The organism is Mesorhizobium sp. M0074 (genome assembly GCF_040322975.1).
Classification (GTDB): domain Bacteria; phylum Pseudomonadota; class Alphaproteobacteria; order Rhizobiales; family Rhizobiaceae; genus Mesorhizobium.
In genome coordinates, this window is record NZ_JAMYUM010000024.1 from 104677 (window position 1) to 117932 (window position 13256).

Consider the following 13256-nt stretch of genomic DNA (forward strand, 5'->3'; position numbering starts at 1 on the left):
ACTATCTACCCTCAATGAAAGGGCAGCATCAGCGCATAATCCCCGTAGTCTGTTTCATGCGATCAATGATCTCCGCCATCAGCGCCAAGTCGCGACGAGAGTCCGCGAGATCGGTCAGAGGTTTGGTGCCGTGCATGATGTGGCGATGGAAGGTTTCGAGCTCATTGGAGAAGGCATCGCCATAGAGCGGCCCGTATGTCCGCGTCACAGGACCGCCGACGCCGGCTTTCGTCACTTCCAGCCGCGCTGATCGATGCCTTGTCAGCGTTTCCGGATGTTTTATAACAATTTGACACGCGTCAAGATTTAAAATGGTGTGCCGCGGGTTTTGATGTGCTGCATTGCAGCAGACCGGTGTCGAGCTATCGCGGCATCAGATGGCGGAATCGACAAGGCAGGGGATGCCGAGGCCAGGCTAGAAGCCGGCTTGGTCAGCAGTCGGATTCAACTTCCGAGTGCGCCACTCAGGTCGACGGCAGCGGCGTCAGCGCCGGGCCATCGGGGCGAAACAGTTGGGAAACCGCGGGAGAGATGTCGAGCGCGATCAGTCGCCGCCTTCGGCCTGCACGACCCTCGACGTGCAGGATTTGGCATAGCGCTGGCGCTGTCAAAGACCGGACCTTCGGGGCCGGAATGGGTTGATGTGTTCAGCAGCGAACAGCGAACTGGCAGTCAGTTTGCTCAGCTCTTCACCGACCCGGCGGCCAGGCCCGCGAGGAAGTAACGTTGTGCAATCAGATACAGGATCAGAAGCGGGAGTGATCCCAGCACGCTCATCGCCATCATCTCGTTCCATTCGAACGCATGTTGGCCCATAAGCAACTCGATACCGATCGGAACGGTCCGCATGTCCGTCGACTTCGTCAAAGTAAGCGCAAAAAGGAACTCGTTCCACGCCAACAGAAACGTATAGACCGCGGTCGCGACGACGCCGGGGACTGAAAGAGGGATAATCACACGCCACAGCGCTGTCCAACTTGACCCCCCATCGACCAGCACTGCCTCATCGAGTTCCTTTGGCAGGGTATTGAGATAGCCGGTCATCAGAAGGATTGCGTAAGGCAGGGTGAATACCATGTAGGTTAGAATCAGCGCGAAATAGGTGTTGAAAATGCCGAAGGCGACGACCATGCCGAAATAGGGGATCAGAAGCGTGATCGGCGGTACGGTCTGTGTGCTGATGATGAAGACGTTAAGGGTATTCTTAAGCCGGAATGAATAGCGGCTGAAGCCATAGGCCGTCAGAATGGCGATCAGCAACGTCAGAAGGGTTACCACTCCCGCGACCAGGTAGCTGTTGAGAAAGAAGCGCACCTTGGTCGGATCATTGAAGATCGAAAGATAGGCTACGTTCGTGAAATGGTCGGGCAGCAGTCTCGGCGGCAGGGCAAAGATCTCGGTGTTCGATTTCAACGAAGTGAAAAACATCCACAGGATTGGAAAGCCTGCAAAGACCAGACCGGCCGCGAGCCCGAGATATGTCAGTACGGTCGGCAAAACGGTGCTTTTGAAGGAGCGCTTTGCCATTGCCGGTCACCTGGCCTTCTGGTGTTTGATGTAGAAGTAAGTCGCGCCCATCGAGATGATCAAGATGAAGATCGCGCTCGCCGAAGCCTGTGAAAATTCGTAACTCGAAAACGCAAGCTTATAGGTATACGTGCTCAGCACCTCGGTCGAATGGATCGGTCCACCGCCCGTCGTCATCCAGACCAGGGGGAAGACTTGCATCGTCCAGATAAAATCCAGCAGGGCGATGCTGATGATGATCGGCATCAGCTGCGGGATCGTAATGTACCGAAACTTTTGGAACTCATTGGCGCCATCGATGCCGGCGGCTTCGTAAAGGTCCTTGGGGATGCCCTGGAGACCGGCGAGCAAGCTGACCATATATAGGGGGTATCCCGCCCAGATGTTCGCAAACGTCAACGCATGGATCGCGGTTTTCGTCGAGGAGAACCACTCGACCTTGGAGTTGACGATATGGAGCGTCATCAGAATGCTGTTGACCACGCCATTGGGATCCAAAAGCAGCCGCCAGATGATTGCGATGATCACTGCCGTAAAGAGCCAGGGCAATATGTAGAGAACACGCAGGATGCTTCTAATCATCGGATGGACGCGTTGGGTGTTCAGCAACAGGGCGAAGGCCAGGCCGATTAGAAGGTGGAAAATGACGCTCATCACTGTGAAATAGAGGGTCTGCCCGACCGACTGCCAGAAGACTGGATCTGTGAAGATCGTCTCGTAGTTCTGCAACCCTATGAAAGCAGCGTCCTTTTTCATGATTGCGCCGTCCATCAGCGAATAGCGCAGGACCGTGATCATGGGAAACAGCATTAGTAGACAAAACAAAAACGTGGCGGGTGCCACATAAAACAGCGGAGTGAGCCGCTTTCTCGTCTTGTAAGAAAGCATGCCACGCTTGCGCATTTTCGTTCGCGCGACGATCAAACCTTCGTTGGCGAGGCTCATGAGGTACAATCCGCTGGGTCATCGACCGTATGGTCCGGTTCCGATGCAGCGGCAGCGCGATAGATCTTATCGCGCTGCCGAATTGTCTGAAGCAGCGCCTACTTGGCGAAGTCAACCAACCACTGCTTTTGCGTGTTGGCAGCGGCCTCCTTTGCGGTTTGCTGGCCGTCGAACATCTTTTGCACTTCGACGTTCATGTCGCGCATCAGGTCTTCGGCCACCGGCAAGCCCACGAATTCATTGGCCAAGTGACCGCTTTGGAAGATCTTGAAGGCTTCCTCGAACAGCGGGTCCGATTTCGAGAAGTCAGGCTTCGCTTGCACGTTGCCCGGAAAGGCATTTGCGAGCGATACCAGGCGGCCGTTCACTTCCGGGCTCATCAGATATTCAACAAGCTTCCAGGCTTCTGCCTTATGCTCGGTGCTGTTGCTAATGCCGATGCCCCAAGAGGCATAGGGCAGTCCGCGCTTACCCGTATAGCCGTCGACCGCAGGAAGCGCAGAGATACCGAACTTGAGATTGGGGTTACGCTGGCGGATAAGATTGATATGAGCCAGCGAGTCGATCATCATTCCGACACGGCCGTTGACGAACTCTTCGACCTTGTCCTGTTCCTTCTTGGCAAAGATGCCTGGCGATATGACGCCGGCGTCCTGTAGCGACTTGACGTATTCGAGTGTACCGACCACGGCCTCATTTTCCACGTCGGGCTTGCCGTCCTTGAGCATCGATGCTCCGGAAGCCCAGACCCAAGACATCACGTCGTTCTGGATGCCGCCGGGGTTTTGCAGCGATAGCGGCAGCACCCACCCGTACTCGTTCTTGTCCGCATTGGTCATCTTCTTCGCGGCAGCGGCGAATTCTGTGCGGTTGGCCGGCATCTTGTCGACACCAGCAGCCTTGGCCAGATCGAGGTTGACGAAGACCGGGTATACGAACGAGGCGAGCGGGAACATGACGCTTTGGCCGTTGACCTTGATGATGTCAGCGATCTGGCTCTGATCATATTTGGCGTCAGCCATCAGGCTGTCCATGGAAGCGATTGCGCCCTGCTTTGCAAGGCCATTGACCCATGCTCCGTCCAGGCCGACGACGTCGCTGAGCGTCCCCGACGCGGCGCCGACTACGATCTGATCATGGGTGGCGGAATAGGGACCGCTGACGAGCGTCACCTTGATACCAGGGTTTTTGGCTTCGAAGTCGTCCATGATGCTACGCAGAGCACCGGCGGGCATTTCCGGCTCCCACCATTGGATGAATTCGAGATTGGTCTCAGCAAAGGCGCAGGTAGCAGACAGTGCCCAGACAGCCACAGCGGACGTGGCCGCAGCAATATATCTTCTGACGTTCATGTTTTCCTCCTAGGAGCGACGTTTGGCTCGATCCTCCCGATCGCGATCAAACTAGGTTCTTTTCCGGGTCTTTGTGTCAATCAAGAACTGCAATCGTGAAAAATGGGTAGGATGCCGGGACGTTATGACTGAATGTAAGCCATTGATTGGTATATGGTTTTCTTAAGTTCTCTGGCGGTAGTTTTTCCCTTGTGCACATTGCTTGTGCCGCTTTCTTTCTCTATTTTCGTAAACAAATGAAAGCCACTCCCCTAAAAAGAAAACAAATGAAAGTCGTATATTCGAAGAGAAAAAACGCCATTCGGTGGGGTCGCGCGCTCGCGTAGACGTCGCAATTCAGAGGCGTTCAGGCGATCGTTTTGGTTGTCGATGACAGGGTGCCGCCGGGCACAAGACGATCTCCACCTCCGGTGGAAAAATCGGCTGTCGCGCGCTGAACCGATGTCGAGCAAAGTCTCACCAATTGCCAACGAAGACGGCCCGAGCTGTGATGGGCGAGCGAGAACTGGTCGGATTGCCCAGGAGAGCGAAGCCAGCGTCTACCGTCACCTACGCAAATGGACCAGAAGACGGAAGCGACATTTGCGCCTCCGTCCCTTTAGCCGGGTCAACCATCGCGGACCACGCTAGATTGTGAGGTGCGTCTGGGGATCGAAGAAGTGCAACTTGGCCGCATCGATCGCCAGATCAATCAACGCGCCCGGCCGGACCGCGCTGACGGCTTCAAACCTCGCTACGACATTTGCTGCGCCGCTTAGATCTTCAACAGCATCTGGGTCGCCAGAATCGATTCGAACCGCGTCGACCTTCAAATGAACGATAAGCTCGGATCCCAATTCCTCTGTCGTCTTCACGATGGCCGGTAGAGTGGCATGTCGCGATCCCGATTCCAGACTGCTGTCGTAAAGATCCTCGGGGCGTATGCCGAAAATGAGCGTCTTGCCTTCGAAGGCGCTCAGACCAGGAGAGCGCTCAAACGCACTCGTCGGCACCGGTATCGAAAAGGTCGGCAGGTTGATCCTGCCATTGTGCAAACGGCCTTCGAACAGGTTCATCGACGGCGAGCCGATGAAACCCGCGACGAAGGCATTGACTGGTCGATTATACAGCGTCTTTGGCGTGTCGACCTGCTGAAGGACACCGCCTTTCAAGACCGCAACCCGGTCGCCCATGGTCAAGGCTTCGGTCTGATCGTGTGTTACATAAATCGTGGTCACCCCCAGCTGTCTTTGCAGGCTGACAATTTCCGCGCGCATTTGCACGCGCAGCTTGGCATCGAGGTTTGACAAGGGTTCATCCATGAGAAAGGCTGCCGGTTCGCGCACCATCGCGCGCCCCATGGCGACCCTCTGGCGTTGTCCGCCAGACAGCGCGGCCGGCTTACTGTCGAGCAGCGTGTGCAGCTGCAGGGTCTTTGCTATTTCATGGACGCGCTTCGTCCGCTCGGCCTTGCTCTTCCCCGCAAGCTTCATCGAAAAGCCTATGTTGTCGAACACTGTCATATGCGGATAAAGGGCATAGTTCTGAAAGACCATCGCAATATCCCGGTCCTTCGGCGCTAGGTCCTCAACATTCTCTCCACCAATGGTCAGGGTTCCGCTGCTGATCTCCTCCAGCCCCGCGATCATGCGCAAGGCTGTCGATTTTCCGCATCCCGAAGGGCCAACGAGAATGAGGAACTCGCCGTCGTTTATCGTCAGGCTAAGATCCTTGATGGCTTGGAATTTCGTCCCGTAGGTCTTGCAAATTTTGTCCAACACAACAACAGCCACGTCACATCCTCCCTATTGTCAGCGCTACCTAAACATCGAATAGCCTCCGCGCGGCGCGACTGCAGATCGAACCGGCATTGCTATCTGCGCGGTTAACCGCGCGCCTCGGACGTCCCACCAGCAGCGGCAATATCCGAGTGATGAATTCTCAGTCTGGCGACGTAATCGGTATGGGCACAGGTGCATTTTCTTTCGCCATCCACGCGACACAGGCGTTGTGATCCGGCAGAGCCATGCGGCCACCCCGGCCCGTCACTGAGATCGCGGCCGCGGCAGTTGCATAAACAGCGCAGGCGACAGGCTGCTTTCCCTGCGTAAGGGCGAAGGCATAGGCGCCATGAAAACAATCCCCCGCGCCGGTCGTGTCCACTGCCCTGACCTTGTAGGCCGGAACGTGCCACAAAACGACATCGTCCTTTTGCCGGATATAGGCTCCTCGATCGCCTTCGGTTAACACGACCGCGGAGCGGTCATCTGACCACAGCTTGCGCAGGATCGCTGTCGCCTTGGCCTCGCCAGTATAGGTTTGGGCAAATTTCAGAGGCAATACCAGGTGATTTGACAGGCGGATCAATCGTTCGGTCGCAGGTCCGACAGTCCACTCAATATCGGCCACCACCGCCAGACCCAGCTTACGGGCACGAGCAACAATCATGTCAGCGTGCGTGGCGTAACCGTCGATCAGCAGCACCTGGGCTTGCGCAAGGACGCTATCGGCCAGCGCATCGGAGGTCCCGTGCGGCACATCATCATCATAGGCGATGAACCTGTCACCATCGGGCGCGACCGTAATAACCGACCGGATCGGCTTGGCATCGGCACGACGTGGCGCGAAAGATATGTCGACGCCGTGTCGTTCAAGCTCGTGGGCGCCGACATCCGTAAGTGGCTGATCACTCAGCCAGCCGATGAAACCGGCACGCCCCCCCAGCTTGGCGACAGCAACGAGTGCCGTCGCCACATTGCCGCCGTGGTCCTTCGTGCGATTTGTCACCTTCCCTTTGCCAGCACCCAGCGGGCTGTCGACATAGATGATGTCGTCAATCGCCAAGGCTCCGAAGCCCAAAACCTGCAGATTGCCGGTCACAGCTCACGTGCCCGCAGCCGCCAAAGCGTCTTGCGGTGCCATCCCATCGTGAATGACGCACTTGAATGCACGCGCTGCCATCGTGGTGTCACCGTGCCCCCACAGATTGCGCCCCACGACGGCACCCTTCGCACCGGCGCGCAGGGCTTCAGACGTCTGGGTGAGAGCGCCCAGAAGATCCTCGGTCTTCGGACCGCCGGCGATAACGATGGGAACCGGGCAAGTTGCCACGGTTTCCTTGAATGAGTCGAAGTCCCCGGTGTATCCGACCTTGATCACGTCAACACCGGTCTCAAAACCAATCCGCACTGCGTAGGCGATTTCGTCGGGGGTGAAGACGATCTTGCAGCCGTTTGAATAGTCGCGGGGATAAACATGTGCAACGACCGGCATTTCGAAACGAGCAGCCGCGTTGACCGTATCGGTAAGCCAACGAATGTAGTGACCCTCGGTATCGCCCCGCACCGGAATGGCGACCGCCAGCGCATCGGCACCATAGCGCACTGCATCTTCGGGCGTCGCGATCAACTGACTGATCCGATCGTCGGGCGTAAAGCATCCCGCCTGAATGACCAGCGCTGCCTTGCCGGCGTAAGCCGGCCACAAATGACGCGCCGCACCAGGCTGAATGCTGATGTAATCTGGCTCTCCGGCCATCACCCGCTTGAGCGCGCCGGGCAGATCCGCAAGGCCTCCCTCGCGGACGTTGCCGTACCCTACGAAATGGTCGACGGCACCACCGAACAGGTTCCCAGATCGATGCGAGAACAGCCGCGACAAGCGAATTTTAGTTCCAAGGCCCATATCAGTGCAGTCCCTTCGCAATTGTTGATCTGACGTTGAGGACCCTAACTCGAAAGCAAAACAATATTCAATATTTCGATTTCTTTCGTTTCGATATAGGTTGCAACTGCAACGGCTAGCGTTCGCTGCGGTGAGGCGGTATCCCTCGAATTCTCAAACGCAGGCCGGTTTCCTATTCGATTTTCGAAAGGTTGGCGTGCAGTTATCCAAACAGCAATTCGGGGTTACACATGCTTGCGGAACAACGGCGACATCAGATCATGCTCGCGCTTCAGCGGACCGGCCAGGCGCGTACCAGCCAACTGGCGGAAAACTTCGGCGTCTCCGAGGTGACCATCAGGTCCGACCTGGAAATTCTGGATGCAAAAAAGCAGTTGATCAAAACGCATGGCGGTGCGATCGCCTTGCCCGCTGATTCGCCCGCGGCGGCCTTCGAAGAGCGGATGTCTCGCAATTTCGATGCCAAACGGCGTATCGCGCAGATGGCGGCGCGCCAGATCATAGACAACCAGTCCGTGGTGTTCGACAGCGGCTCGACGTTGCTGCAGGTCGCAATGCAGATGCCCCCGGTCAACAATGTGGTAGTAGCCACAACCGCGATGAACATTGCACAGCATCTGATGTATCGCCCTGGGCTGGACGTGCATATGATAGGCGGTCGGGTCTATCCCTCGACGGTCAGCACGATCGTGTCGGATTTTGATAGGGCTGTGGGCGGCCTTGTGGCCCACCAAGCGTTCCTCAGCGCGCATGCGATCGATCAGTCATTCGATGTCGTCGATGTCTCAGAAGACATTGCGCGCACAAAACGCAATCTGGTTCGTATGGCCAGGCGCGTGATCCTTGTGGCGGATTCAAGCAAATGGGATATTGGCGCCTCATCTAAGGCATTTTCGTTGTCACGTGTCGATCTGATCATCACCGACACCGCTATGCCCTTTGGGATTCGCAGTCGATTGGACAAGCTGGGAGTCGAAGTGCGCTATGTCTAGGTGCCTTCCGGATTGTGGTGCTCAGAATTGGCAGCTCGTCCCATTGGCAACCGAGTCCCTAGGCCCCGACTCGGACGGCCCTCTCGGCCGCGTGCAATTCTGCCTGGCGGCAACCGATATCCGGAGTCAATTAGGCTTGTACTTTTCGCGTTAACTAATAAATTTACGCGTGAAACAAATTCAGCGATACGCGTTGAAACTGCTGAAGCCCTCTGTAAACTTTTGCGTTGCCGTTGCACGGCAGCGCACCGTATGCGGGTGCCCTGGGGCAGCGCTTAGGGCAACCCCGTGATTGGATGTCCAGAACGCGAGGCGTTTGAATGCCGACGACGCACAAGACGATGGATGATTTTGCCCGCTCTTGCGGCGTCTCCAGGCCGACGCTGTCGAAATATTTCGACGATCCGACCAGCGTCAAGCCAGCGACACGGCAGCGTATCGAAGAGGCGCTGCGCTCGTCCGACTACCAGCCCAATCTGTTTGCACGCAACCTGAACCGCAAGCGGACCCGCAGCATCGGCATCATGGTGCCGACAGTGGCCGACCCCTTTTATTCGGAGATGGTCAGCCGCATCGAACTAAGGCTGCGCGACGAAGGCTACTGGCCGATCGTGATCTCCTCGCACGGCTCGCGCGAGCTCGAAGTGGAGGCAACGCGAACCATCCTGTCGTTGAAGGTCTCCGGTGCACTCATCGCGCCGCTCGGCCTGCGCTCGGACCACCGCACGCTGGAGAAGCTGACGCAGGCCATACCGGTGGTCTATTTCGACACCTATCTCGAAGGCGGAACGCCGTTCGTCGGCAACAACAATGCCCAGAGCGTCTCGACCATCGTCGAGTATCTGTGCCGGTCCGGCGACGCCCCGGTCTATTTCGATATCCCGCACGTCAACCACAACTCGCCAGAACGACTGAAAAGCTATATCGCTTCTATGAAGCGGCTCGGGCATGAGCCTGTCGTCATCGGCAACACCGACGACTACACATGGGATTTCGAACGGATCGGCTACGAGCAAATGGAAAAAATGCTCGGCAATGGCGGCCTGTCGGGCAAGACCATTCTGTGCAACAACGACCGTCTCGCCTTCGGCGTGATGGCGGCCGCCTACGCGCAAGGCCTCAAGGTCGGTCGCAAGGCCGATTGCGACCTGCGTGTCGCAGCTCATGACGATCACCCGCTGAGCCGTTACACATGTCCAGGCCTCACCACCATGGCGCAGGACTTCGCCGCCATGGCGGGATATAGCGTCGAGACGCTGCTGGCCCTGCTGAACGAGGATGGAGCGGAGGTTGCCGCCAAGGTCAATCTCGACGCGACGCTGGTCATGCGTCAATCGGCCTGAGCTTTCCATCGAAGCCGCGCCACGCGGCAACCGCCGCGCCGACGGCTTGCCGCGAGGCCGGACCATGGCGGCCCATCGAGACAAAGCCGTGGATCTGGCCAGGCCAGCGCCTCAGCACGACAGGCACGCTGTCATCTTGCAGACGCTTTGCGTAAGCCCCACCCTCGTCAACGAGAATGTCATGACCGGCGATCGCGACAAAGGCTGGTGCTGCGCCGGCAAGGCTGGCGACCTTCAGCGGCGACACGCGCCAGTCGTCGATATCCCCGGCATGGTTGACATAGTGGTCGCGGAACCAGGCCATCGTTGCCGCGGTGAGACCATAGCCCTCAGCAAAACGGCGATAGCTGTCCGCTGTCTGCGAGGCATCCGTGTTCGGATAGAACAGCAATTGCACGGTCGGCGGATTCTTGCTCCCACGCACCATCAGGCACAGCACCGCAGCGAGATTGCCACCGGCGCTGTCGCCGGCGACAGCGATCCGCTCCGCGTCGATGCCGAGATCGTCGGCCGCACTTTGCATGAAGGCAAACGCTGCGCGGCAATCCTCGATGGCGGCCGGGAATTTATGTTCCGGCGCCAGCCGATAGTCGGGACAGACGACCACACAGGCCGCCATGTTGGCAAACCAGCGACAGATCTCGTCATGGGAATCGAGATTGCCGATTACCCAGCCGCCGCCATGCAGATAAAGCAGCGCTGGGGCACTGGCCAAGGCCGCCCGTCGCCCGTGATAGATCCTGAGCGTCAACGGGCCGCTAGGCCCGTCGATGAAGCGTTCGTTCAGTGAGGCGACCGGCTCGCGTTCACCCTGCAGTGTGGGAAAGCTCTCCTCATAGGCGCGCCGCGCCTCTTCAGGCGTGCCGGCCTCGAACGGCCGCGCGGGAGCCTGTCGGCCGAGGTCGAGCACATGCCGGGCTTCCGGATCGAGAAGTGATGAAAGCAACGTAGCCATCGACTGATCCTACGCCTCAGGCAAGCAGGCTCGTCGCCTCGTCCTCGCCAAGAAGCGGCGGCTGGTCGACCGCCCGGTTGACGGCGACGGACTCGCGGCTTTCTCCCGAAGCGAGGATCGCCTCCATGATCTCCAGCACATGCAAAGCGAGATCGCCGGAGGCGCGGGGTTTTCTGCCCGTCGTCAGCGCATGCGACAAATCGGCGACGCCAAGCATGCGGTAGTTGGCGCGGTCGGGCGCGGCGTAAGGCCAGTTGCGCCCCCCGTAGAGCTCGCTCTCGCTATGGAAGTCGGCCCAGTCGGCGCCGCGTTCCGAAAGCGATACGGTGCCGCCGAACGTGTCAGGATCGGGCAGGCGCAGTGAGCCTTCCGTGCCGTGCAGTTCGATAGGGTGATTGGAGTGTCTGAAGACATCCCAGGAGGCTCCGAAGGTGACGGTGGCGCCCGATCGGAACTCCAGCAGCGATAGGATGTTGGTCGGCGTGCCGACCTTGAAACTGGTGTTCCTGTAGGGACCTTCGGCAGTGATAAGGCGCACCTCCTGTCCTTGAGTCGCCATCGCCATCACGCGTGCCACCGGCCCAAGCAGGTTGACCAGCATGGTCAGGTAATAGGGGCCCATGTCGAAGATTGGGCCGGCGCCCGGCTGATAGTAAAATTGCGGATTGGGATGCCAGTGCTCCATTCCGCGCCCCATCATGAAGGCGGTGCCGGTGACCGCGCGGCCGATCGCGCCCTCGTCCATCAGGCGGCGCGCCCGCCGTCCGGCTGCGCCGAGAAAAGTGTCGGGGGCCGAGCCTAGGAGCAGATTGCGCTTCGCCGCCTCGGCGACAAGCCGGCGGCCGTCGCTAGCCGAGGTTGCCAGCGGCTTTTCGGTGAAAACATGCTTGCCCGCCGAAAGCGCCGAAAACGAGATGTCGAAATGCGCCGCCGGGACGGTCAGGTTGAGGACAAGGTCGATGTCCGGATCGGCTAGAAGCGTGTCGACGCTGACCGTCCGGATGCCGTATTCGCTGCCGCGCAGCGCCGCCAGTTCGGTGGAAATGTCGGCGCATGCACGCAACTCGACGCCGCCGAAGAGCGCCGCGTTGCGCAGATAAGTCATCGAGATGTTGCCGCATCCGACAACGCCGATACCGAGCTTAATCTGTGATTTTGCTTGCATTTTCGAGTCTGCCTCCCAACGCGATGACACTTCGGCGGGCCTGCTGAGTCGGTGGCGAGCCGCAATCACAGCCCGCTATACAGCACTTTAAATATTGACGCGCGTAAAATTTTTGCAGAACATGCGAAAATGCCGGCGCAACATTGGGGGCCGCAGCCTTCAGGGGAGGAAATGACTGACATGAAAAACGGCCGACCGCCGCTACGAAGCCTGTGGGTCACGTCACCATCGCCGATCGCCGGCAATTTCTCATCGGCGCCGGCATGCTGGGCGCCGCAGCGCTCGACACGGGTCTCGGCATTCGACCGGCGCGGGCGCAATCACGTTCCGAAATCAGCTTGCCAGCGCCGCCTTCTTCGGCAAGGAAACCTTTGGCGACCTAATCAAGGCCTTCAACGAACGGCAGGACCGCAAGGCTAACGCGGGGCGGCATCAAGGAATGAAAGGACGATCGTGAAAGACCTGAAAGTCGGTTGCCAGACCTTTACCTGGGAAATGCTCGGAGAGCGCTTTGCCGGCGGCCCGGACGATCTCTTGAAGGCGATCGCCGATGGCGGCTATGCCGGCATCGAGATCACCGACACGATGATCGGCCGATATGCCGACAAGCCGGCGGAGTTCGCGACCGCGCTCAAGGCGTCAGGGCTGACGCTCGTCTCCTTCGCCTTCGGTTCCAAGAGCGGCTTCACGCTCAAGGAGAAGATCGGCAACGACCTCGAGACCGCGAAGCGATGGATCGACTTCGCTGCTGCCTTTCCGGACACGCTGGTGTCGATGGGCTCGGCGACAGTCGTCTCCGACGGCCCGCGCGACGACAAATTCGCCATCGCCGCGGAGGTCTACAACAAGGCGGGGGAGCTAGGGCGCAAGGCGGGCGTCCAGGTCGCGGTGCATCCGAGTTCGCACCACAACACGCTGCTCTTCGATCGCGCCGACTACGACCGGATCTTTGGGCTGGTCGATCCGTCGCTCGTCGGCTGGGTGCCGGATACCGGCCACATCTTGCGTGGCCATCGGAACATGGCCGATACGCTCACCACCTATCGCGACCGCATCTGCTACGTGCACCTGAAGGATGTCGATGCCAGCGGCACATGGGCGATGCTCGGCAAGGGCGTCTGCGATACCGCGGCGGTGATCGACATCGCCAGTGCAGCGCCACGCTTCAATGGCTGGCTGGTGCTGGAAGAGGAATCCGAGACCGGGGGCGCCCCAAACGCCGCCGCCGGGCAAAACAACCCCCCCCCCCAGGGCGGGGGCCGCGGCGGAGGCAGCGGCCCAGGAACCCCAACCAGAACCGCGCCGACCGGTGGG

The 13256-nt window shown here is 58.9% G+C and carries 12 protein-coding genes; 3 read left to right on the forward strand and 9 right to left on the reverse strand.

Going from position 1 to position 13256, the window contains the following annotated elements:
• Positions 1-28: 28 nt before the first annotated feature.
• The 7 genes from NKJ73_RS27325 to NKJ73_RS27355 all read right to left on the reverse strand — a co-directional run bounded on the left by NKJ73_RS27325 (position 29) and on the right by NKJ73_RS27355 (position 7487).
• Positions 29-235, reverse strand: a complete 207-nt coding sequence (locus NKJ73_RS27325; RefSeq protein ID WP_352457853.1) for a hypothetical protein — start codon at positions 233-235, stop codon at positions 29-31.
• Between the two features lie 446 nt (positions 236-681).
• Entirely contained in the window at positions 682-1527 is an 846-nt protein-coding gene (locus tag NKJ73_RS27330) for a carbohydrate ABC transporter permease (protein WP_352457854.1), read from the reverse strand.
• 6 nt (positions 1528-1533) lie between these two features.
• Positions 1534-2472, reverse strand: coding sequence for a carbohydrate ABC transporter permease (locus NKJ73_RS27335; RefSeq protein ID WP_023680290.1), 939 nt, complete (start codon positions 2470-2472; stop codon positions 1534-1536).
• Between the two features lie 98 nt (positions 2473-2570).
• Entirely contained in the window at positions 2571-3824 is a 1254-nt protein-coding gene (locus NKJ73_RS27340; protein ID WP_023680291.1) for an ABC transporter substrate-binding protein, read from the reverse strand.
• A gap of 626 nt (positions 3825-4450) precedes the next feature.
• Entirely contained in the window at positions 4451-5596 is a 1146-nt protein-coding gene (locus NKJ73_RS27345; protein WP_352457855.1) for an ABC transporter ATP-binding protein, read from the reverse strand.
• Between the two features lie 148 nt (positions 5597-5744).
• Positions 5745-6683, reverse strand: coding sequence for a PfkB family carbohydrate kinase (locus tag NKJ73_RS27350; protein ID WP_352571729.1), 939 nt, complete (start codon positions 6681-6683; stop codon positions 5745-5747).
• 3 nt (positions 6684-6686) lie between these two features.
• Positions 6687-7487 carry a beta/alpha barrel domain-containing protein gene (locus tag NKJ73_RS27355; RefSeq protein WP_352457857.1) on the reverse strand — a complete coding sequence of 267 codons (801 nt, stop codon included), beginning with the start codon at positions 7485-7487 and terminating at the stop codon, positions 6687-6689.
• A gap of 230 nt (positions 7488-7717) precedes the next feature.
• Here NKJ73_RS27355 and NKJ73_RS27360 point away from each other — a divergent pair, with 230 nt between their 5' ends.
• On the forward strand, positions 7718-8479 hold the full coding sequence (locus NKJ73_RS27360) for a DeoR/GlpR family DNA-binding transcription regulator (protein WP_352457858.1): 762 nt from the start codon (positions 7718-7720) through the stop codon (positions 8477-8479).
• 320 nt (positions 8480-8799) lie between these two features.
• Positions 8800-9822: a LacI family DNA-binding transcriptional regulator gene (locus tag NKJ73_RS27365; protein WP_352571730.1), complete on the forward strand. Its 1023-nt coding sequence runs from the start codon at positions 8800-8802 to the stop codon at positions 9820-9822.
• Here the strand turns inward: NKJ73_RS27365 and NKJ73_RS27370 are convergent.
• Together NKJ73_RS27370 and NKJ73_RS27375 are read right to left on the reverse strand one after the other, a co-directional pair.
• On the reverse strand, positions 9803-10777 hold the full coding sequence (locus tag NKJ73_RS27370) for an alpha/beta hydrolase (protein ID WP_352571731.1): 975 nt from the start codon (positions 10775-10777) through the stop codon (positions 9803-9805). The two genes, NKJ73_RS27365 and NKJ73_RS27370, sit on opposite strands and share 20 nt — an antisense overlap.
• A 16-nt stretch (positions 10778-10793) precedes the next feature.
• The gene (locus NKJ73_RS27375) at positions 10794-11942 is read right to left on the reverse strand and encodes a Gfo/Idh/MocA family protein (protein ID WP_352571732.1); all 1149 of its coding nucleotides are present in this window, start codon (positions 11940-11942) and stop codon (positions 10794-10796) included.
• Positions 11943-12437: 495 nt separating this feature from the next.
• On the opposite strand from NKJ73_RS27375, the gene NKJ73_RS27380 reads away from it, so the two are divergent.
• Positions 12438-13256, forward strand: an 819-nt coding sequence (locus NKJ73_RS27380; RefSeq protein ID WP_352571734.1) for a sugar phosphate isomerase/epimerase family protein, incomplete at its 3' end; no start/stop codon positions are given.